Genomic DNA, 22,891 nt, shown 5'->3' with positions numbered 1-22,891 from the left:
AATCGTGGGGGTAAGCGATTTTTTAGACTAGGGACAGCACAGCGTAACCCGAGATCTTCAACCACAAATTTCTCGGGTTACGGCTTACCCCTTAATATTAAAGAATATAACGAGCCAAATCCTCATCCGCTACAATCTGTCCGAGATTTTTTTCCACATAGGCTTTGTCAACATGAACTGATTCACCTGATTTATCAGTCGCTTCAAACGAAACAACCTCCAATAATCGCTCCATCACGGTATAAAGTCTACGCGCACCAATATTTTCTGTACGCTCATTGACTTGCCATGCCACTTCAGCAATACGTCTAATTCCTGTTTCATCAAAAGTCAACGTTAATCCTTCAGTCGCCATCAAAGCGCTGTATTGCAATGTCAATGAAGCTGTAGGCTCAGTAAGAATTCGTACAAAATCATCCACAGAAAGAGCGGATAACTCAACACGTATAGGTAATCGACCTTGCAATTCAGCAATCAAATCAGAGGGTTTGGCTACATGAAATGCACCAGATGCGATAAATAAAATATGGTCGGAACGAATCATACCGTATTTTGTCGTCACTGTTGTTCCCTCAACCAGAGGTAATAAATCGCGTTGTACTCCTTCACGCGACACATCCCCGCCGCCTCCATTTTCAGCACGTCGTGCAACCTTGTCCAACTCATCAATAAAGACAATACCATTTTGTTCTACATTTTCGATAGCACGAATCTTAATGTCATCTTCATTAATTAATTTAGCAGCCTCCTCTTCACGTAAAATGTGCATTGCCTTAGCAATAGTCATTTTGCGTGTTTTTGTTCTATGAGTACCTACTTGTTGGAACATCGATTGCAATTGGCTTGTCATTTCTTCCATACCTGGAGGAGCCATAATTTCGATGCCTATAGGTGTTGCTGAAATTTCTATTTCAATTTCATTCTCGTCAAGAATTCCCTCACGCAATTGTTTACGGAAAACTTGTCTGGCCGTGCTATCCTTTTCACTTGGAGTTAAACTGCCACGTGCTGGCGGAAGTAATACATCGAGAACGCGCTCTTCAGCGGCATCTTCGGCCAGATGTTCCACCTTCTTCATGGCAAATTCACGTTCTTGTTTCACTGCAATATCAGCTAAATCACGAAGGATAGAATCTACGTCACGCCCTACATAGCCCACTTCGGTAAATTTTGTTGCTTCTACTTTGATAAAAGGTGCGCGAGCTAACTTAGCCAAACGTCGAGCAATCTCAGTTTTACCCACACCAGTTGGTCCAATCATCAGTATATTTTTTGGCATAATTTCATTGCGCAAAGCAGAATCTTTAATGTTCATGCGTCGCCAACGATTACGTAATGCAATTGCTACAGCTCTTTTTGCATCATCCTGGCCAATAATATATTTATCTAATTCCTGGACAATTTCACGAGGAGTCATTACCTCTCGGATACTCTCAAGAGTCATCACTTTACTATTTTTCGTTGCCATTATTTAATTCTTCTATAGTTAAATTGTTATTGGTATAAATACAGATATCCCCAGCAATAGTTAACGCTTTACGCACTATTTCCACAGCGGATAGTTTTGTATTTTCCATCAATGCTCGTGCAGCTGCTTGCGCAAAAGGTCCGCCTGAACCAATAGCAATTAAGCTATGTTCAGGTTCAATCACATCGCCATTACCTGTAATAATTAAGGAGGATTTTTTATCTGCTACGGCAAGAACCGCTTCGAGGCGGCGCAGCATTCTGTCCGTTCTCCAATCTTTCGCAAGCTCGACTGCAGCACGTATTAAATGGCCTTGATGCATTTCCAGCTTACTCTCAAAACGTTCAAAAAGAGTAAACGCATCCGCAGTACCGCCAGCAAAACCCGCAATAATTTGATCTTTATAGAGGCGCCGCACCTTACGTGCATTACCTTTCATCACGGTATTACCTAAAGTTACCTGACCATCTCCGCCGATAACTACCTGATTTCCGCGTCGTACTGAAAGTATGGTTGTCCCACGAAATTGTTCCAAAATTAAATCCTCAAATCAAACCGGAATAGCATAAATGGGGATGATAAACAAAAAAACAAGGGTCTCAAAATGATAAATTCTAACTAGTCCTATTACCACATCACAGCTGCAGCGGAGCAAGCAGCCCTATCCTGAGGTTTCGGCAAATCTGCGTGACCATAGACAACAGCGTTAGCTAAGCTATAGCCTCGATAATATCCAAGGGGTAACCTTCATGAATAAAGCAGTTGATAAGCTTGAATCTGTGAAAGCGGCATTTGATCATTGGCGTGAAACCAGAGCCAGTCAAGGTAAAATCCCTGATTATCTATGGGAGCAAGTAAAAGCGCTTTTGGCTTGGTTCTTTAAAAATATGGTCTTTGTAAACTTGTAATGCCACCAGATAGTCAAAAGGGTTGGTGCCTGCAAGCTCACAGGTGTAAATGATGCTGGTCAGCACACCGCCTACCATCGCACCGTATTCGGTTTTGTAGAATAACCAGGTGTTACGTCCACGAATGGGAATTTTTAACCCTCGCTCCATGTCAATATTATGAATGGGTGCGCCTGGAATACGTAAAAACTGAGTGAACTTAGCCACTGATGATGTGCTTTATGCGATCCTGAACTGTTTGAATACGCTGTATTGTAACAGGGCCGTCATTAAGATGTCCTGGTAATGCTGTTCGGAAATTATCATCATTAATAATTTCTGCAAAAAACTGTTTAAGGTGTGTTTTTAGGTTCTCTGCTGCAAGGCAGATCTCATCTGCAATTTCAGTACATCCAGCAACGACAGTAATAATGTCCTCAAAATCATGGCTTCCTAAGAAATCATTATTACCTCTTGTTTTAAATGCCTCAATCTTGGTTGCCAGCAGGTAGGGTGCGGTTACTGATTTAATGATAAGGTCATCTTTCAATTGGTGTGTAATGACGTGCTCAATAGCTTCTTTGTACCAGCGATTACCAAATTTTAAAACGCTCTCATCTATTGGCATGACGTCTAAAATGACCTCATCATAATGCCACCGGCATATGACAGACTCATCTATAGACTGTTTAAATCCTTGGTCTGATAGTTTCTTCCCAAATTGGTAATACTTCGGCACAGTCAAATCTATTCCAAAAATCCTTGTAAATACTGGATGTTACCCTTTATCATCGGTCTGGAATGATTGTGACATTTTCAACAATTATTTTTCTTGCTATTTTAATATAATCAAATACTTACATTGATTATTCATCAATATTAATAAAGCCACGTAATGCAAATAAGGATAAAATTTAATTTTATTATTTGTATTTAAATATTAAATGAAATTAAACGATAAATGCCCCGTTTCGTCAAAAACGTGGCTGACCCGCTTATAGGAAATTCTCATGGGAAAATTTTTAGACCAATTTAGCAAAAAAATTGCGGCCACGAATAAGAAATATAAACGTAAACTTTACCAGACCTATCTAACCGCTACAGAGTGGCGGAATGTTGAAATGTCTGAGGAATATGCTGCTTTTCTCCAAAAAGACAACCCATTTTATCGTTATCCCTTCTTCAAACAAATTTATGTGTTCTGGCAAGTTTTCTTCCAATCATACGGGGCTGCGCGAAAAAAACATGGGCATCTAGAGCTCCTATTTTCTGAATACATGCTCATGAATTTATTCATTGGTATTAATTGCACCGTAGAGTTTATGGCAAAAGGGAGTATTTCTCTATTCTTATGGCCGTTCTTATCTTCGGAAAATAAAACGGAATTTCAGAGACATATTGCCGCTTTATTTCAAGATTATGCAGAGTTTATTCATCATACGCCTTTTTATAATTACAGTTATTTCTCGCAATTAGGAAAATTATTTTCGAATTTTTGGCACAGCAACAATAAAAGTTTCATCGATGTGATTTCATTGATAGGGGTGACGGTGGATTTTCTCGCTCATGGGATAGTATCAGCACCCGTAGGGATTTGGTACAACCAAGAGGAAAATAAAGCACCAGAAACCATAGATATTCTTGTTAAAACATTCATCGATGCGGATGATATAGATGAAGAGACCCTAAGAGGGGAGCTTCGCAAGAAAGTTGCAGCCATTGAAGGGGTTTCGGTGGTTACAGAAAATGATCAAGAACAATTGTTTGCTCGAACCAATTCAGAGAAACACCGTATGTATACTTATGCGCGTTTACGTGTCCCTCGTTATGAACCTTTTCAAGCAGCTATTGAGCAATTAACTACCGCTGGAATTAGAGTTCGTGAGATTGCCGGGCAACAGAATATCCAATTTAAATGCCTGGTGAAGGGAGATAACTCGGAACAATTGGAAGAGCGAACGTCAAAGCTCGAAGCACTTAAAGGGTGTACCAAACTGTTTAGCTATCAAAATGGTGTTGATCAAGGCATAACCTTTTTCTCTTTAGATGTACCTACAAAACGTCTTAAGGAAACGGTAGAAGATATTCGTCAAACAGAAGGTGTTCACATTAAATTAATGCATGACTTTTAATTTGTACTAAGGGATAAACGACTATGGCTATTGAGTTAAGGAAAAAATTACAAGACATATATAATCGCTTTCCGCCAATGGGACGCTATGCAGAAATCCCTGCGGGTTGGATTGATCGCATGGATTTAGAAGAAGAGTCTTCTTTTATGAATAAAGCATGGTGTTTTATCCGCAAGCGCATAATTTTTCTGTTTTTTCCTGCATTAGTTGCAATTGATGTGATCACCTCCTTTATTTGTGCCACCTCAAATTTTGTTGGTGCTTTATTTTCATCCGATACCAATCAAGAGTTTTTTTTCGCTATATCCAGAGAATATGCAACATTATTTAGCAAAAGCTTGTTGGGTTTGACGTTTTCATTAATTGGTTTTATCAGTCCAAAGCTTATTTCTTTCTTTTTTCTACCTGAAAGAAAATATGACAAGGCGATGTCGGGGGGAGCACTTTATAAAGCGGATGTAGAAAATGAAACTCCTCGAACATTAGAAGATTTACAAGAGATTATCCGTCAGGCGCGAAAAAATGGTCAGTCGATAATGGCTGTTGGTGCGGGAAAATCTCAAGGAAAGCAATTCATACCTCTCTCCAAAGAAGGAAAGAAGGGCATTCTAATTGATATGAGTGAATTTAATGAAATCGTTATTGATAAAGATGCAAAAACAGCCAAAGTTGGTGCTGGGGTACGTTGGTTTGACTTGCAAATAGAAGCAAATAAGAAGAAATTGGCGCTTAAAGTAATGCAAGCATCAAATATTTTTTCCGTTGGGGGTTCAATTGGAACTAATATTCATGGATGGAATCATCGTTCAGGTAATTTGGCAAATGTCATTCGCTCGTTAAAAATAATTAATTCTGAAGGTGAATTGGAAACAATTGATAAATATTCTCCTAAATTTGGAAAAGTCTTAGGCGGATTCGGCCTTTTTGGTATTGTTGTCAGTGCTGAGATTGAATTAACGGATAATGAGAATTTAGTAGAACAAAGCGTTGATGTTTCTATTGAAGACTATTTGAAACATTTCAGAGAAAACGTACAGCCGGATGATACAATTCGCATGCATTTATTTCGCCTGTCTTTGGACCCTAACAATCTTTTAGGGAATGGTGTTGCGGTCAACTACACCAAGCTTGATAATTCCGGACCAGTAGAAAGCGGAAAAATTAATAAAGAGGATGAAAATGGAACACGAATGGAACGTATCATGGTCAACGTGGCGCGTCGTTCTGGTTATGTACGGCAGAAATATTGGGAAAGGGAACGAAATCGTCTTTTAAATAATGAAACCCCAATGACCACCAATGAAATAATGCAACCGCCAATTAATGCCATGTTTAATAACTCCGTGAGTGAGTCTGAATGGTTGCAAGAGTTTTTTGTCCCCGGAGAAAATTTAGCTCATTTTATTAAGGAATTAGGGGCATTATTGACCAAAAACAAAGTAGCCCTCATTAATAGCAGCGTGCGCTTTGTAAAAAAAGACGAACATTCCACTTTGGGTTATACAAGAGAAGGGGATCGTTTTGCTGTAGTGCTTTGTTTTAACCAAGCGCTCAAAAAAAGTGAAGTTGTTAAAACTAAAAGATGGATACGTGAAGCAAATGATTTAGTGATTAAACACGGCGGAACGTTTTATCTTCCCTATCAACAGTTTTCTTCGCAAGAACAATTTGAAAAGGCCTATGGAAAAGAGCACGTGGATGAGTTCAAATCTGCAAAAGAAAATGAAGATCCGCATGGTATATTTAATAGTGGCTTGTACCAGCATTATCTCGCGCCAAAGGAAAATAAACCGAATTATTTCAAGGAATTAATTGCTTCAGAAGAGACTAAGAAGAAATTTGCTGGATTTTTGGAAAATGTATTACAGCGTGTCGATACAGATAAGTTTTATGTTCTTCTTGAGGGAGAGTGTTCATCCAACTGTGTCACCTCAGTCATTATCTAAGTCCCAGGGTTAGTCTGTCTTCGAAATAGATTTGTAACTGGGACACGATAAGCGCCCAATTGTGCATGGGCTGATTCCATTTTTCCAGTACTTTCTGGCAAGCACAATAAATAAGCTTAATAAGGGCGTTTTCACTGGTGAAAGCGCCTTTATTTTTAGTGTACTTGCGAATTTGCCGATGAAAGCCTTCAACAATATTGGTAGTGTAAATGATGCGTCTTAGCTCTTCTGGGTATTTGAAGTATTGTGATAGAGCTTCCCAGTTGTTATTCCAGGATTTCATCACCGCCGGGTATTTTTTGCCCCATTTCTCTTCCAACTCAAGTAGATGATGCAAAGCCATATCTTTGCTTGAAGCCTTATAAACCAGCTTTAAATCGGCCATAAAGGCTTTCTGGTCCTTACTAACCACATACTTTAATGAGTTGCGAATTTGATGAACGACACAAAGCTGGATCTCGGTGTTAGGAAAAACTTCAGCAATGGCATCAGGAAATCCCTTAAGTCCATCGATGCTTGCTATAAGGATATCCTCTACACCACGAGCTTTAAGGTCATTTAATACACTAAGCCAAAAACGAGCTCCCTCTGCCTCAGATAAATAGAGCCCTAGAATATCTTTTTTACCTTCTGAATTTACAGCAAGGACGGTGTAAAATGCTCTACTTATGACCTTACCTTCAACACGTACTTTAAAGTGCATGGCATCAAGAAAAACGATTGGGTATACAGATTCTAGGGAGCGATTACGCCACTCGGTAATCAGGGGTAATAGTTTGTCAGTAATCAGGCTGATTTTAGCACTCGAGACTTCTAGTCCATACATCTCAGATAAATGCTCGCTTATCGCCTCGTAACTCATGCCTATCGCATAGAGGGCTAGGACTTTATTATCCAGTGACTCGTTGAGTACCGTTTGACGTTTTTTTACAAGCTCGGGTTCAAAGCTGCCATCCCTATCTCGAGGTGTTTCTAAATCAAAAACTCCAGTTGTTGATTTAATTGTTTTAGTCGTTTTGCCGTTGCGACGGTTTGAAATACCTGTCTCATGACAATCAGTCATATGAGAATCCATTTCACCTTCTAATGCCGCCTCTAATAGCTCTTTTATTAAGGGGGTCAGTATGCCGTCTTTTCCAGTGAGAGATTGGCCAGACTTTAACTGGGTCAAAGCCTCTAATTTGAACTCATTGAAATCAAAATTCGATAAATCTATTTTCTTTTTATTCATATCTACCTCTTTTAAGTGTTAAATTATAAACAAATTAAAAGAGATGACACAGTTATTTAAACACTACCTCTTGAGGACATAATGAAATATAATGACACCCATGAAGAAATTTACGCTGAGTTATTGCGTTGTCTGCCGGATATAATGCCTGGAAAATTGAGCTCTTTACGCCGAGTTTTAGGGTCGCTCTCTAGCATTAAAGAAGATTTAACTGCTCAGGCTAAAGCTTTAATGCCGGATGTAGAAACCATTGATGGTTTGGTTGAAATAGGATATCCCGGTCGATTTGTAGGAGGATTTAAGTCCGCATTCAAAGTAACGGGAGCAATTACTGCGGTTTATGAGCAACAATCAATTACTGATTATGTTCAAACCGGGTTTCCCAGACCTTATGATAACTTTGTAAAACTTGATTATAATGTGCCAGATTTATCTTCAATTCCCGATAACAGCGCGGATGTCATCACTTGTTATGTGGGCTTACATCATTTCCCAGAAGATCAATTGGAGCAGTTCTTGATAAATGTGCGTCGTATTTTGCGACCCAATGGTCGTTTCGTGTTGGTGGACCACGATGCCCACGATAAGGAGTCCTTATTAATGGCTCATATGGCACACAGTGTCTTCAATGCCGTCAATGGTATTTCTCTTGAAGCAGAAATGACCGAAACTCGAAATTTTCGTCCCATGGAGCATTGGAGATCTTTATTGAAAGCACATGGTTTATGTTTGGGAGATCCAGGACCTGATGTTGCTATGATCCGCCATGGCGATCCTAGCCGCAACACCATGGTCAGTTTCGTTAAGCCCCAACCAAAGCCCTTAAATCAGCTAGGTAGAAACCAGGCGATGAATGACGAAGATTTAGAAAATCCCCATCACAGCAAAGGCTTAACCATGTTCTCTAAATCACCAGATAAATCTAAAAGTTATGACAAACAGAACAGCTCGATGATGACGTTGAAGCTCTTGCTTTGATCCATTTTAATCCTTCGATATCGCTCCAGGTCATGCCCCTGAACTACTTTAGGGTTACGGCAAACATGACCTGTATTTATTGTTTTAAGATATAGATTTACCTATGTTAACCAGGCTTAACTGCTGTTACATAAGAGAAGCTTTAGTGTTATAACTTGATCTGTATTAAAAGAGCTGGTTTATTTTCCTTATGTGCCCCATATTTTCGTTTCCAGATAGTATAGTTTTAGCCTTTAGTTAAATCAGGTTAATTATTTAGATAGCTCTTGTGAAGAATCAACTAATTGATGAGTTAATCAAAAAAACATTTAAAGTCAGAAGTAATCTTATCATCTAAAGCATCAAATTTAAAATGACCTGGCGTTGTAATGAAGTCGCTTTTAATGAGCAATTAGGAGGCCAAATAACAAGTCTTTTCCTTAATATTTTATTAAGATTAATCTGGCATACTTCGAGCACTTTCCAATACCAGCCTGGATCATTAATGGACACATTAAGTCTTCTTGCTCTTATCAATGAAGTGAAGCAACCCGATGAGATTTTAACAAAACTTAAAGAAAAGCAATTTGCAATTACTGATGTGACTGATGATGGAGATTCAATACTGCATGTATTAGCTAAATCGGATCATGCAAAAAAAATTGATTTTTCTGATTATCTCAACGTGTTGATAACAGCAGGCGCAAATGTAAATGCTGTCGACAGGCAAGGTAATGGTTTCCTTGGTTACTTTATAGAGCGCACCCGAACGGGTATGGCTGATTACTATAAACATAAGACCTTTAAACTATTACTGAGAAATGACGAATTTGACGTCAATCAAAGATTGACAAATGGCTTCTCTCTTTTCGAGTTCTTTTTTTGCTCCAAAGGTTATCAGTCATGTGACCACCTAAAAACTTTAATAGCCCATGATAAGTTTAATCCTAATCAGAAAACATCAGAGCATAACGCCGTATTGCTTCATATGGTATTTAAAGATCTGTTCCAATATAGAGAGCAACTAGTCGATGTAATCAACCACAAAAAGACCGATCCTAACGTCAAAAATGATATTGGAAAAACTGCTTTGGCTTTAATCTTGGAGGGGACACAATCTAGTAACATGGAGTATGTTAATGCATTAGTTAATAACGAACTGTTTGATATCAATGCCCTAGATAATGATGGAAATAATTATCTGCAACTCGCAATTATCTCTCAAAAATTCAAAGCTGAACAGATTGCACTTCTGCTGATTAATAGAGGTATTGATGTCACACATAAAAATAAGGAAGGTAAGTCAGTATTTGATTTGCTTTTCGAAAACAAAGCAGGTAGGTCAAATTCAATTCGAAACGACCTGATGTTAACGATTCTGAAAGCTCATCCCTCATCACTCTATGATAAATGCTCTGATGGAAGGACTATTTTGGCTGCGCTATTTGTTATGGACGACTGGAGCATCAGATCCAAATTCGTCAACATTATTGAACTATGTAAAAAACAGGAGGGTTCTGCTGGGCTTCTAAAAAAGATAATAGAAGAGGCGTTCGCTAGTTTTCATCAAAATGGAGTTTCTGAGGAGACAATGCTCGATTTAATTCAAGCACTTGTTACAACCGGTATTAGCGTAGATGTTGAATATTGCCTCGCTCTTGTCGCCATTTGTAATCCTCAGTATAAAAGTGAAAAAATAAACAGCTATTTTAAAAGACTTAAGCCTGATTTGGATTTTAATGTTGTTATTGGCCATATAAAAAATTTAACTCAAGAAGGGAGTAATGAGCGTTCCAAAGCATTAAGTTATATCTGCAAGTTTAATTTTACTTTTAATAACATCAATGACTTCAGTGACAGTACCCTCGCTTTTGAAGCGCATCATCTCCAAACTAAAATAATTTCCCCTATCAGCAAAGACACTGCAATGTTCGGCCATTTATTTGCATTGAGCGGATCAATACCAGTCGATAACAGTCTTGTCAGACTAACAGGGAGTAATTCTTTTTACACCGCGCCATTTATAGTGCATTTGATGAATACTTACTTGTCTCATTGTGAGCAAAATAATAAGTACACAGAACATCAGGACGCTATTCGGCAAGTAAGAAATATGACAATAAAAGCCATGCGATATTATTTTATGGCAAATTATTCGGGTACACTCCCATACACGGATGATTATTTGTCATCTATGGAAGAAGACAGTAAACAGTCAGGAGTGGAACTATTCACTGGTTGGCCTGAGCATGGTATCGATATCATCATCAAACAAAAAGACTTGTATCGCAATAATGGTGGTGGATGCAGCACCGACACCACAACAGAACATTACAAAATAACTAAACCTGAGAATGTAACTAAACAAGTATTTGCCAGTCTTTTTGTAGATACCTATGAGTCAAATAAAACATATATTCAACAAAATTTGCATGAAACTCTTGGACTTGTCTACCACGATAGGATTGATGGAGAATTTCAAACGGTAGGCAATTGCGATCTTCACAATAAGTTAATCGCTTTAAAAATAAAATATCGCTTATTTTTACCTGAAAGCATAGCTGATGAGCTTTTTATCGATACGATTCAATTTTTTGAACAATTCTTTCTGAAAGAATATCTTTCTCTTTACGCTAATAATTCTGCATTACCACATTTATTAATGCGCTTAATCACCCAAAAGTTACTACCAGAAGGCAAACTGGATTTAATAAGGACGCTATTAACCGACCATTTCAGCTCAGAATCAAATCAGGAGATTTTACAGACTGAACTCATGCTGAAAGGTTGGTTACTGGAAATTACAGGGCAGTCTAGAAAGGAGTTTGATAAACAGTTACAGTTTCTTGAAATAAAACTTTTTCCTGAAATGAACACCCGGCTTCAGGTCTTAGACCATTTCCTTAATGATAAAGTGACTCATGAAGATTTAGATGAATTAAAATCATGGTCTTTAACAGAACAACAGTTCCAAGGTTATCATTTATTGCATTTAGCAGTAATGAATAATAATCTTGAGCTTGCTTCTACACTTATCCAGATGTTCCCCAATGCAGTGGATCAACCCAACTGGCACAACCAAGAACCATTATGCTTGGTGCAATCTGTTGAGATGATTGATCTATTGGTTAAAACTGGGGCAGATACAGCAAAGACAAAAAATGACAATGCATTAGACTGCGCCATTAGAGCAAACAGAGTTGACTTAGTAAGAGCCTTACTAAATCATGGTGCCAAACCTAGCGAATATAGTGCTTATTATGCAGCCTCGAAAGATCCAAAGATTTTAAACTCTTTAATGGAGTTTCATCCAGAGGCTATGAAAAAAACTACGCATAGCTACAGAACTCCTGTTCATGCTGCAGCTCTGGCAGGACAAAATGAAAACATTCAAAGCCTGGTGTATTATGCTGATGTTAATACTGCAGCAAAAGATGTGAATGGTGTTACGCCGTTACAATTAGCTCTTCAAAATGAACGTACAGATACAGTAAGGTTATTGCTTCAATATCCAGGGACATTATTCAAACGTCCATATCGTGGTGATTCTGTGGTCAAGATGGCTAAAGATACCGAAATGCAACAACTCCTTATGCATGAAAAACACCAAAGAAAAGCGGATCGTAAATATTTTAAGGCATTTAAAAATAGCAATCCTGGCATTGTAAAGGAAAATATAGATTATTTAATTATAGCTATTCGTACCAACGATGTACGGGCCATCCGTGGATTTTTGTTCACATACCCTGATGTCAAAGTAGTCAAAACCAGCAACCACTATTTCACCACGCCTTTGACAGAAGCAATACAAAAACTGGCCGGAAAAAAAGGGGAAGAATATGATGAAGCGTTCAACATTGTCAAAATGCTTCTAAAAACCCCAGGAATTGATATTAATGCCTGTACAGCAACATCTGAACCCATCTTGTTCTGGGCCACATCGATTGGTGATGTCGCTGTACTTGAACTCTTCCTTGCCGATCCTAAACTCAATCCCAATCAACAGGATAATATAGGATATACAGCCCTACATGATGCAGTAGAGCGAGGTCATTTGAGCTGTGTAAAACGTTTGCTCCAAGATAAACGTGTTGACAGCAGCATTGTCAATAAGCGAGGAGAAACAGCCGCAGATCTTGTCAGTTTCAGAAGAGGTGTAGGGGAGTGCGTAGAGGAGGTAGTTAAGAGCTTATCTGAAAAATCGAGGTTCTATATCCATTAAAGTGAACGTAAAAAGAATTAATTGCATGGAAGTGAAGGAAAACAAGAGTCCGTGCAGCCAACCATGACTACACCAAAATAATAGAAATACAGGAAATTTAAACATAATTATATGTTTCTAATATCCTGTAGCAAAAGCTAGATTCACTTGTCTCCTTGAGTTCATTCATAATCAGCCTTTTAATACAAACGAACTTGGGGAACCTCAGACCACCGAGTGGTATAGGCAGGTGATTTAAGTTCAGCACGCATGGCCCAGGGTTTTGAATATCCTTCAGCCGCGAGTCGAATCGTGCTTCTTCCATACTTTTGATTGATTTGTTCAAAGACACTCATCAATTGTTCGGTGTGGTTGAGTTGCTCATCACTGGGCTGATGAAACATATCCAGTTGCCTGGGGTCTTTGGGAATCAAGTCCTCAAGACAGACTCCAGCTTTTTTATAGTAATATCCTGGTTTAAAAATACGGTGTAAACATCGCTTGGCGATTTTGGTAATTAAACGCAAATCATCCGTGGGATTAATGAACTTAAATTCTATGGATTGAAAGTGCTGCGCCAAATCTTCGCGAAACCGATTGGTATGTACAAAAACAACCATGCGCTGCGCTACCAATTGCTGGTTGCGCATTTTCTCCACCGCGCGTGCGCAATGACTACTCACCGATTCGGCAATGGAGGAAAATTGTGTTTGCATCTGTCCAAAACTTTTGGACGACATAATGCTTTGTTTGGGCTCTACTTCTTCCAAACCACCACAGGCTATTCCTTGAAGTTCCATTGCTGTACGCATCAAGACCACATTCAAACTCTTCTTCAATAGGTGAGGATTGGTCGTTGCCAAATCATAGGCTGTATGAATACCTCGGGCGATTAATTTATTTTCCCATTGCCGCCCTACTCCCCACACGTCCCCTACTGTAATTTGCTTTAATAATTGCTCACGATTCGAGGCAATATTAAATACCGGGGTTTTAAAAACTTTTTTACATAAATGATTGGCCACTTTAGCCAAGGTCTTCGTAGCGCCAATACCAATAGAGGTGGATATTCCTGTATGCTTTAGGATTTTCTTCTGTAAGTGTTCGCCCTATCTTATGCATCATTCGTTATTGGAATTATCCTAAATACCCCGATAATTTGATATTTTCTCATTGATAAGATTTGCTGAATTGTAGGTTGAGCCTTGGCCCAACCTACAGCTTATATGGATTCCTGGTCTCAATCAATTTTGAGAATGCTGAAAATTAGATTAAAAAAGATACGCCATTAGGTAAATTCTCTAATCCAAGATGTTGTGCAATACTTTGCCCTACATCTGCAAAGGTATCTCGACGTCCAATGAAACGGCTCTTAAGGCTTGGTCCATAGACTAAAACTGGAATATGCTCCCTGGTATGATCTGAACCAGGAAAAGTAGGATCGCACCCATGGTCTGCCGCAATAACAATAAGATCATCAGGCCTTAATAAAGCATCAAGCTCTGGAAGACGCGCATCAAACTCCTCAAGGGCATGCGCATAACCTATTACATCACGTCGATGCCCAAATGAAGAGTCAAAATCTACAAAATTAGTAAAAACCAAACTTCCTTCGGGAGCAGTGCTCATCGCAGTCAAGGTGGCGTCAAATAAGGCCATATTACCATCAGCCTTTATGGTTTGTGTGATCCCCTGATGCGCATAAATATCAGCAATTTTTCCTAGAGCGATTACTTCACGGCCCGCTTCCTTTAAATAATCAAGTAATGTTTTAGCTGGAGGCAAAGTAGCATAATCCTTGCGATTCGCAGTTCGTTTGAATGCTCCTGGTTGTCCTTTAAATGGGCGCGCAATCACACGTCCAATCTGATATTCATCGACTAAAGTGCGGGCAATTTCACAGATATCATACAAGCGCTGCAAACCAAAACTTTCTTCATGAGCTGCAATTTGAAAAACACTGTCAGCAGAAGTATAAACTATGGGTTTACCACTTCGCATATGCTCCTCACCTAATTCTTCAAGAATTGTAGTTCCAGAGGCATGCTTCTCACCAAGTACTCCTGGTAAACCAGCTCGTTCAATAAAGGTATCAATTAATTCTTTGGGAAAACAAAAAGGTTGTTCGGGAAAATAACCCCATTCAAACGTCACTGGAACTCCAGCTAACTCCCAATGCCCACTCGGAGTATCTTTACCCAAACTCTGCTCTACTGCATAGCCATAATATCCTACAGGTTCCGGAAAAGCAGATAATTCAACAAAGCGCAATCCACTACTGGCTAAGGTAGCATGATACAGCCCTAATTTGGCCAGATTAGGCAAAGTCAATGGTCCTTGACGCACCCCTGCTTTGTCGCCCTCACCGCGCTCACACACTTGATGGATATGAACAAAAGTATTAGCACCAGCATCACCATAGCGAGAGGCATCCAAACTGGCGCCGATCCCAAAAGAATCCATGAGTAATATACAAACTCGCCCTGTCATCTTAGTCCTTAATATGTTGGCAGTGTGTTTCTTTTAAACCAAAAAGCATGAAAAAGGCAACTAATAAACCTACTGGTAAAATAATTGCTGCATATTGATAGGCACTCAGTAGATAAACAGGTGTTCCATTAACCAATTGCATTCCGCTATGATTCGTCAATAAATAACTAAATAGATTTTGATACACAATGTAACCACCCTGAGTCAAAATCGAAATCACACTGACTGCCGTTGCGGTCATTGCAGGTGGGCTACTCTCAGCGACCAACGCATAACTAATCACTTGTGCTGAGGTAAAAAACCCAAGCAAGAAAAATAAAATTGCCATGACGTTATAAGAAACGGGAAGATAAAGTACCGCCAGCAAAGTCAATAAGGAAGCAAGCACCCCTATTTTCATAGGCATAATACGTAAACCCATCTTATCAGATATCCAACCAACCAGCGGCGAACCAACGATCGCTCCTAAAAATAACATGCCGTTCACCATTGATGCTTGGGCAGAGCTAATATCCAATCGTTGTACCAAATATAAAGTACCCATCATCGCGCCAAATACAGCAATGGCCATATTCATTAAACTGGCATAAAACGCTGCCCGTATATATTGAGTATTTAAATAGGCCTTTTTGGCAGCTGAGAGGACGTTAATTGGTTGAGCGACTTGTTTTACAATGTATTGGGGTCTTTCCTTTATCCAAAAAAACATTAAGACCAACATGGCAAAACCAAGAATTCCCACATTTTGTACTGCTTGGCGCCATCCAACCAGAATAACTAATTTGGTCAAAGGATATTGAGCCAACATACCACCGGCCATTGCCATAGTGACTATAGCTCCAGTGACTAGAGCCATCCGCTTTGGAGGAAACCAATGAGATGCCAAACGTACAGGGCCTAGGAAACAGAATGCACTTCCAATGCCGGTGATGAATCGACAAAACAAAGCTAAATAAAAGGAATGGGAGTAAGCCAAAAGAAAAGTACTGGCTACACACAAAAACATCGCGACTAATAAGGTATTTTTAATCGAAAAACGGTCAAGAACCATTCCAGCAACAAAAAGAAACAATACATTAGAAAGATAATAGATGCTTGATAACCAAGCCATTTTATCCGCTTGGATCTTAAAATCCTGCATGATGTTTGCAGCGATGGACGCAAACATATTCCCTTGTATAAATTCATAAAAAAAGAATAAGGTTGCAGCAAAACAAACCATCCAGGGCAGTAATGACGACTTTAGATCACTATATCCTTGAAACTCATCCACCACTTGCATTTTTACTCCTCACTTATCGCTTGCAATATGTTTCGCGGGTCAATAACACAGCAATTAAAGCCGCAATCGTAGTTATTGGGAATATCCACATAGCATATTGAAAATCAGCCACAGAATACGTTGTCACTGCCGCACCAGCATGATGCGCAATTAACCAACCAAAAAGCACTTGTCCTACCCCCCCGCCGCCCATGATAATCACTGAGGCGATGCCTGTCGCAGCGCCCGTATTTTCAGTGGAATTACTTTCAGCCACCAAAGGATAGGAAATTACTTGTGTGCTTGTAAAAAAACCTAGAGCAAAAAAGATAATACTCAGAGTTGTTTGTGATAAAGCGATGTCCAAGAACAAAGGAATAACCGTGATAAGCGTAGCAATAGCTCCCACGATCATTAGAGGTTTACGACTTCCTTGGGAATCAGACAACCATCCCGCCAATGGACAGCCAATGACACTCCCCATAAAAATCAGACTAATCACATTACTGGCGGCCATTTCAGGTAGTTGATGCACTACTTGCAAATAGCTAGCACCCCATAAAGCACATAAAACCATAATAGGCAGATTAAGAAAAGAAGTATAAAATCCTGCTAGCCAGTTTTGAGAGTTAGAAAATGCTTGAATAAATCCAGCAAGAACTTGTCCTTGATTGGTATTAATCTTCATTGGTGAGTCTTTAGGTTTATCACTGACGATCCAATAAATCCAAAGTAGCAAAACAGCGCCAACTGCACCATCAATTAATAAAGCCTTACGCCATCCAAATAATTCATAGAGATAAGCAAAAGGTGTATGAGCCATCATTCCACCAACAAAAGCCATCGTAACCAAAGAGCCTATGACAAGCGCCTGCCTTCTTGGTGGAAACCAATGCGATACCAATACCACACAGGATAAAAAACAAAACGCATTGCCTATTCCAGAAAGAAAATGACAAAAAGAGGCCAAAATAAATGAGTGAGTTAGTGCGAATCCGACAGTACCCAGAACACAAATAAACATGGCACTTAGAATAACGGTTCGCGTAGAAAAACGATCCAGGATAACTCCTGCTGGGAGAAGAAATAGGATATCTGCCCACAGATAAGCGCTGGACATCCAGCTTAATTGAGTTGCATCAATACCAAAATCATCCCGTAAAGGCTGATTGATTACATCGAAAATATTGAGCTGAAAGAATTCATATAAAAAAAATAAGCCCGCTGACAGGCACACAGCCCAGGCCATTAAGTCACCACGAGGCACAAAAGTGCTTGAATTCACTGTAATAGATTGCGACACAGTTACTCCTTATGGCTTAAAAATTGCGCCCGATTATATCAAAACTCTAAATGAATTGGTATCTTTATTGAACAAACTTAGCCTTAACCTAAGCGCAATAAGGCCAAACGCTTGGCTCACTGTCATGAATTTTAGAGAAAATATCCTTTATCCCCTATTCTTGAGTGCAACGAAGAGTCTCCTATCGTAGCAGTGTGCACAGCATGGAGATCCTTGGCTAAGCTCGTGAATGACGGGAGTAGGAGAACGTGGCCGTTGGGACGAATAAGGGATTTAATTGTGACAAATAAACCATCCGCTCTACCCGCTTTCCAGGAGCGAGAGAGGGGATTTCTTTTTAACATATGGCAGTACCCTCTTTAGGTAATCTACTGTTTATCAATGTTCTGCTTTCTCTGCACAAGATTCTTTTGCTGAAGCCGGAATACGCATCAAAAATAAAGGTTTATTTCCTGCATAAACACGTTGCACTAGAACCATCTTTGAAAATAAGTCAGGGGAAATTCTGTGGGTCTCGAGGGGCTCTACTGCCAGGTAATTTTCTCGACCATTGCTCAATAAGTTGCAAAGTCTTTTATCACTCAAAGCAAATTTCGCTCTGCCTCCTGAGTAAAATTGTGCTGAGAAATCTGCTTTGTAATCCCAATATATGAGATAGCTGCCAGCGACTGGATTTTGTTTTAACCAGGCAGCAACGACAAATTTTTGTGTTTTGGAAACGGCTTGTGGCATTGCATTAAATGCAAGAGTTGCCACCAAAAAAATTACCCCGATCACAACAGAAAGTCTAATAATAAGCAGCTGGGCTTTTACTACAACACCAACTCGATTCCAATATTCTACAAAGAACAATGAAAAAGCAGGAATGCTAGGAAAAACATAGGTGTAAATGATATTACTGGAAAATGTAAAAAAGAATAAAGGGACTACAGTGCAAAGAAAAAAATAACTCAACCATCCATCTTTATCTATGAATACTTTACGTAGGTTATGTCGGTATTTAACAAACCAAGCAGCACCTAAAAGACACCAGGGAAAAATACCACTTGCGGCATAAATCCAAATCATACCCCAAGGTTGCTTATGTGCATAACCGTATTTATCGCCACTCCATCCCGGTTTTAAAAATCGGTTGAAATTCTCACCCACAATAAAATAATTTAAAAACCCAGGTGTACGTATCTCCGCCCAAATGTACCAGGGAAGTGCAATAACAAACATCAATAAGATACCTTTTATCCAAGGTAGTCTTTGCCACAAATTACGCCATTCATTTCTTAATAATACCCAAAAAAAGATGGGCAATCCTGATAAAACCACAGCAACCGGACCTTTTGCCAGCAATCCCAGACCGAGGCCTATAAAAAAAACATAAGACCAAGATGTACTGCTATCAACTACAGCACGCCAAAATGCAACTAAGACAAGAGTAATGCAAAAGAGCAAAGACGGATCAGTCATCACCGTTCCGGCATCAAGGAAAAAATCTAATGTTCCAGCTAGAACTAAAGTGGTGATCATTGCAATAAAAGGCCCACTATGTCTTTTTGCCAAGTCCCACACAAGCCATAAGGTGGCCAAAGATAAGAGTAATCCAGGTAAACGAACAGCAAACTCATTAATTCCAAAAAGCTTCATTGAAAAAGCAGAAAGCCAGGTCGACAAGGGTGGTTTTGCCCAAAAGGGTACTCCATAATCATGTAATGGAGTGACCCAATTCCCCGTTTCCAACATCTTACGGGCAATCTCTGCATAACGCGATTCAGAAACATCATTCAAAGGAATAAAGCACATCGAAATGATTCGACAGACAAGCAGAAAGATTAATGCAAATACTGCATTATTATAAAATTGATGTTGCAACTGTTTATCGTGTTCGATATTCAAAACGGACCTCATTAAAAAAGCTTCCTGCCACCGGCAAGCAATGTGTATTAAATAGATACAAACCCTGGTTCGATGTCTTTCATCAAGATGGCATTAATAAATGCCTTTAATAAAAATGACAGAAATATTACTCATTATTTAAATTAATACAAATTTTTTATATTTTACGATGAAAAATAGTTCAACTTTTGGGTCAAATATAGGGGTTAACGTACTGAATTTTAAAATATTTTCATATAAAGGATAAATTGTATAATGAAAATACATGACGAGCGGATTAGTTTAGTTTACACTGAGACCTTGTAAGAAGATCTTACATTATTTATCCATTGGACATTTGGAGACTAACATGACGTTTGTACTTAAGGAACTAAGTGAATTAAGAAAACATTTTGATGATACAGTAGATATCATATTAAAACGCGAAAGTAAGGGAAAAATTGAAGATCTTACTAACCCCAACAGAAAATATGAACTTCAATTTCTCACCTCAATACTTCTTAAGCTCGAAGAGCAAGCAAAAGAAAAATCTCCTAATTTAGGATATCTCTCAACCGTTTTTTATGGGGCAATGCTGACGGTAATGCAAGATATCGAAAATAATCGGGGAGTAATGGAGTCATCTGGCTTACTCAATGATCGATTAAAGGATGCTATGGGGATTGGTGATGAAGTCAAAGCAGAAAACAGACCTGATTTATATCAAAATGCTAAATTCCATACTGCATTAAATTCATTTCTAAATCAGATTTTTATAGAACATGATTCTCGTAAAGGCTTTGCAAAAGATCACATGTTGACTGCAGTTCCAACAGATAATTTAAGCAAACTGATTCAAACCTCATATAAGCTGGAAAAAGATGCTCAGCGTGCAATTGTTGCCTCTTTTACTACCGATGGACAAACCATTTTGGACGTTAAATTCAAAGCAGCTAAAAAATCACCAATCTCTGCAACCAATCGATTTGGCGGCTGGGAAAAACTCAATGCGGATCTTGATGAATTAATCAAAGATGAACTTGCTGATAAAAATGTTGCAAAAATTGAAAAGTTAAAGTCAAAAGAGCGTATCTCCCAACTTCATTTTCTAAATGCAATTAGAGAATCATTAAAAACTGCGCCTATCGATGAAGCTGAAAAAACTGCTATTCTGGCTGGTTCAATGCATCTGGTGCGTCAACAAATTAAGAATGAATATGCCTCCTCATACGTGTCACATGAAGAGAACTCGGTGATTTTGACAGGCAAGAAGAAAAAGAAAGGATTAAATCAAATTCTTGCTGTTGATGAGGTTAACCCACAGGATGTTGAAGCACTGGTTACATCGGCAACTCAATTCATTCAACTTATGACAGTAGCACCGAAAACTAATGGTAAAAAAGCGATTCGTGCTGCCCATATTTTTTCAGCAATCACTGAACTCAATCCTGAGTTCAATTTACAATCTATTTTTAATTTACTTATAGACATGATCCATACTTGTCGTACGGATGCATTAAAAGTGGTCGTTGAAGAATTTAAAAAGGAAACTAAAGGACCTGAAAAACCTGCCAAAGGATATTTAGGCGGTCTCTCTTCCGCTTTAGGCTCTTTAAGCTTCTATAATAGAAATAAGAAAGAAGATGATGAAGAAGAAGAGGATGAACTGGAACATAAGAGTAACATGACTAACGGCTAACTCGTTGTACTCTTAGAGCCTTTTTTATTTTAATCATCACAATAAGGTGACTGAATTATTCTTATTGAGTCGCCTTATTTTAAATATTTTAATCGCTGCCTCACTTCAGATAAGCCATTTAGGTTAATTTTTTGTTACAATGCCATTTTTCTCGAATTTGTTTGTGCCGTACGCCAATGAAAATTAAATTTATTATTAAAGAACTATTATTCTCCCTAATGTTTTTAGTGGTGAGTCAAAATATCAGTTTTGCATTGGAAAATCGTTTTTCCGAGGATGCTGATAATCAAAATAATTACCTCACTCATTCAGTAAAGCAATCTCAGGAAGAGCGAGAGCAAAAAAAAGAGCTTTCGAAAAAATTACCTGCAGTATCCAAAAAAACAGTATCCATCACAATTGATGATCTCCCTTTTGTTGGTGAATATCGAAATTTTCATTTGAACATGATGATCGAGACCATGGCCAAGGAACAAGTTCCTGCTACCGGATTTATTATAGCGAGAGAAGTGCGCAAAGACAGCTGGGAAATACTCCGTAAATTTCGCGATGCTGGCTTTGGATTAGGCAACCACACGTTCTCACATGCGAATCTAAACAAGATGAGCACTCAAGAGTATATTCAAGAAATTAAAGGGGCAGACCATATTTTGCATCCTGTTTTGACCGAACCTAAATATTTTCGTTACCCCTATTTAGCTATGAGCTCTGGACAAAAAAAGGAAGACATCCTGTGTTATCTTGCCAAAAAAAATTACCAAGTTGCTCCCATTACCATAGATTCCAAAGATTTCGTCTTTAATCAACGTTTGTTATCTGTACCTGAGCTTAATAGACGCGCATATCTCGAAGAGTTGAAACCCTTTTATATTGATTTTATTTGGCAACAAACGCTCCGTGCCGAAGAGCACAGCCAATTTCATCGCGATAATGAGCGATCACAAATTTTACTGATTCATGCGAATTTACTTAATGCTTATGTTTTGCCTGATATTATCAATTTGTATAAACAAAAGGGCTATGAATTTGTCACTTTAGAAGATGCATTAAAAACCTTTAAAAAGCCAATCCAATGCAGTAAACAGCCTATTTTTGCTCAAAACAAAAAAAAACCTCTACCACAAAAGACTGAACATGATATTGGGACATTTGTTGAATGGAATTAGGAATAAAGCATATTTGAACCAAACAAATTACGTTTCTGGTTATTAGAGTTTGCATATAATTCGCTCGATTGAGCACAAAGGCTGCGAATTAGATTGCGCTACAATTTACGTCACCCGAGCATTGGCGAAGGCTCTCCTGTTCTAATACTGTGCTACAGCGATGGGGATCCCTCTCTATACTCAGGATAACATGAGCTATAAGTTAGGAAGTATTGTGGAGACTACCCCACATAATTGCACCTTTTATTCATTTTAAACGTGCTTATTCTTGGTAAAAAATTTAG

General features: G+C 38.7%; 15 protein-coding genes and 1 pseudogene. 7 read left to right on the top strand and 9 right to left on the bottom strand.

Features of this window, described 5'->3' with window-relative positions:
• Positions 1 to 97 precede the first annotated feature (97 nt).
• Together hslU and hslV are read right to left on the bottom strand one after the other, a co-directional pair.
• The gene (gene hslU / locus OQJ26_RS14755) at positions 98 to 1,468 is read right to left on the bottom strand and encodes an ATP-dependent protease ATPase subunit HslU (protein WP_265704496.1); all 1,371 of its coding nucleotides are present in this window, start codon (positions 1,466 to 1,468) and stop codon (positions 98 to 100) included.
• Positions 1,452 to 2,003, bottom strand: coding sequence for an ATP-dependent protease subunit HslV (gene hslV, locus OQJ26_RS14750; protein WP_265704495.1), 552 nt, complete (start codon positions 2,001 to 2,003; stop codon positions 1,452 to 1,454). Before hslV ends, hslU begins: the two co-directional genes overlap by 17 nt.
• A 214-nt stretch (positions 2,004 to 2,217) precedes the next feature.
• Between hslV and OQJ26_RS14745 the strand changes: the two genes are divergently transcribed.
• Complete coding sequence (locus OQJ26_RS14745) at positions 2,218 to 2,376, top strand: hypothetical protein (protein ID WP_265704494.1); 159 nt, start codon at positions 2,218 to 2,220, stop codon at positions 2,374 to 2,376.
• Positions 2,377 to 2,575: 199 nt separating this feature from the next.
• Here OQJ26_RS14745 and OQJ26_RS14740 read toward each other — a convergent pair whose 3' ends face one another.
• Positions 2,576 to 3,094: a hypothetical protein gene (locus tag OQJ26_RS14740; RefSeq protein WP_265704493.1), complete on the bottom strand. Its 519-nt coding sequence runs from the start codon at positions 3,092 to 3,094 to the stop codon at positions 2,576 to 2,578.
• Between the two features lie 271 nt (positions 3,095 to 3,365).
• On the opposite strand from OQJ26_RS14740, the gene OQJ26_RS14735 reads away from it, so the two are divergent.
• Both OQJ26_RS14735 and OQJ26_RS14730 read left to right on the top strand, forming a co-directional pair.
• A complete protein-coding gene (locus OQJ26_RS14735; protein WP_265704492.1) occupies positions 3,366 to 4,487 on the top strand; it encodes a hypothetical protein in 1,122 nt (373 codons plus the stop codon).
• Between the two features lie 23 nt (positions 4,488 to 4,510).
• Entirely contained in the window at positions 4,511 to 6,433 is a 1,923-nt protein-coding gene (locus OQJ26_RS14730) for an FAD-binding oxidoreductase (protein WP_265704491.1), read from the top strand.
• On the opposite strand, the gene OQJ26_RS14725 is transcribed toward OQJ26_RS14730, so the two are convergent.
• The gene (locus OQJ26_RS14725; RefSeq protein ID WP_265701939.1) at positions 6,426 to 7,664 is read right to left on the bottom strand and encodes an IS256 family transposase; all 1,239 of its coding nucleotides are present in this window, start codon (positions 7,662 to 7,664) and stop codon (positions 6,426 to 6,428) included. The genes OQJ26_RS14730 and OQJ26_RS14725 overlap by 8 nt on opposite strands.
• An 81-nt stretch (positions 7,665 to 7,745) precedes the next feature.
• Here OQJ26_RS14725 and OQJ26_RS14720 point away from each other — a divergent pair, with 81 nt between their 5' ends.
• Both OQJ26_RS14720 and OQJ26_RS14715 read left to right on the top strand, forming a co-directional pair.
• Positions 7,746 to 8,642, top strand: coding sequence for a methyltransferase domain-containing protein (locus tag OQJ26_RS14720; RefSeq protein WP_265704490.1), 897 nt, complete (start codon positions 7,746 to 7,748; stop codon positions 8,640 to 8,642).
• A 484-nt stretch (positions 8,643 to 9,126) separates the two neighbouring features.
• Positions 9,127 to 12,843: an ankyrin repeat domain-containing protein gene (locus OQJ26_RS14715; RefSeq protein WP_265704489.1), complete on the top strand. Its 3,717-nt coding sequence runs from the start codon at positions 9,127 to 9,129 to the stop codon at positions 12,841 to 12,843.
• Positions 12,844 to 13,022: 179 nt separating this feature from the next.
• Here the strand turns inward: OQJ26_RS14715 and OQJ26_RS14710 are convergent.
• The 5 genes and pseudogenes from OQJ26_RS14710 to OQJ26_RS14690 form a co-directional block, all read right to left on the bottom strand.
• Positions 13,023 to 13,928, bottom strand: a pseudogene (locus OQJ26_RS14710) (DinB/UmuC family translesion DNA polymerase); the annotation flags it as partial.
• Positions 13,929 to 14,088: 160 nt separating this feature from the next.
• Positions 14,089 to 15,312 carry a phosphopentomutase gene (locus tag OQJ26_RS14705; RefSeq protein ID WP_265704488.1) on the bottom strand — a complete coding sequence of 408 codons (1,224 nt, stop codon included), beginning with the start codon at positions 15,310 to 15,312 and terminating at the stop codon, positions 14,089 to 14,091.
• 1 nt (position 15,313) lies between these two features.
• Positions 15,314 to 16,594, bottom strand: a complete 1,281-nt coding sequence (locus OQJ26_RS14700; RefSeq protein WP_265704487.1) for an MFS transporter — start codon at positions 16,592 to 16,594, stop codon at positions 15,314 to 15,316.
• Positions 16,595 to 16,607: 13 nt separating this feature from the next.
• Complete coding sequence (locus OQJ26_RS14695) at positions 16,608 to 17,876, bottom strand: MFS transporter (protein ID WP_265704486.1); 1,269 nt, start codon at positions 17,874 to 17,876, stop codon at positions 16,608 to 16,610.
• 378 nt (positions 17,877 to 18,254) lie between these two features.
• Positions 18,255 to 19,763 (bottom strand): ArnT family glycosyltransferase, encoded by a 1,509-nt coding sequence (locus OQJ26_RS14690; RefSeq protein ID WP_265704485.1) that lies wholly within the window; start codon positions 19,761 to 19,763, stop codon positions 18,255 to 18,257.
• 349 nt (positions 19,764 to 20,112) lie between these two features.
• Between OQJ26_RS14690 and OQJ26_RS14685 the strand changes: the two genes are divergently transcribed.
• Together OQJ26_RS14685 and OQJ26_RS14680 are read left to right on the top strand one after the other, a co-directional pair.
• Positions 20,113 to 21,441, top strand: coding sequence for a hypothetical protein (locus OQJ26_RS14685; protein ID WP_265704484.1), 1,329 nt, complete (start codon positions 20,113 to 20,115; stop codon positions 21,439 to 21,441).
• Between the two features lie 176 nt (positions 21,442 to 21,617).
• Complete coding sequence (locus OQJ26_RS14680; protein WP_265704483.1) at positions 21,618 to 22,607, top strand: polysaccharide deacetylase family protein; 990 nt, start codon at positions 21,618 to 21,620, stop codon at positions 22,605 to 22,607.
• Positions 22,608 to 22,891: the final 284 nt, after the last annotated feature.

Origin of the sequence: Legionella sheltonii (assembly GCF_026191355.1) — a bacterium.
GTDB lineage: Bacteria > Pseudomonadota > Gammaproteobacteria > Legionellales > Legionellaceae > Legionella > Legionella sheltonii.
Note: the sequence above shows the minus strand (reverse complement) of the source record. Positions and strands in the feature narration are given on the sequence as shown.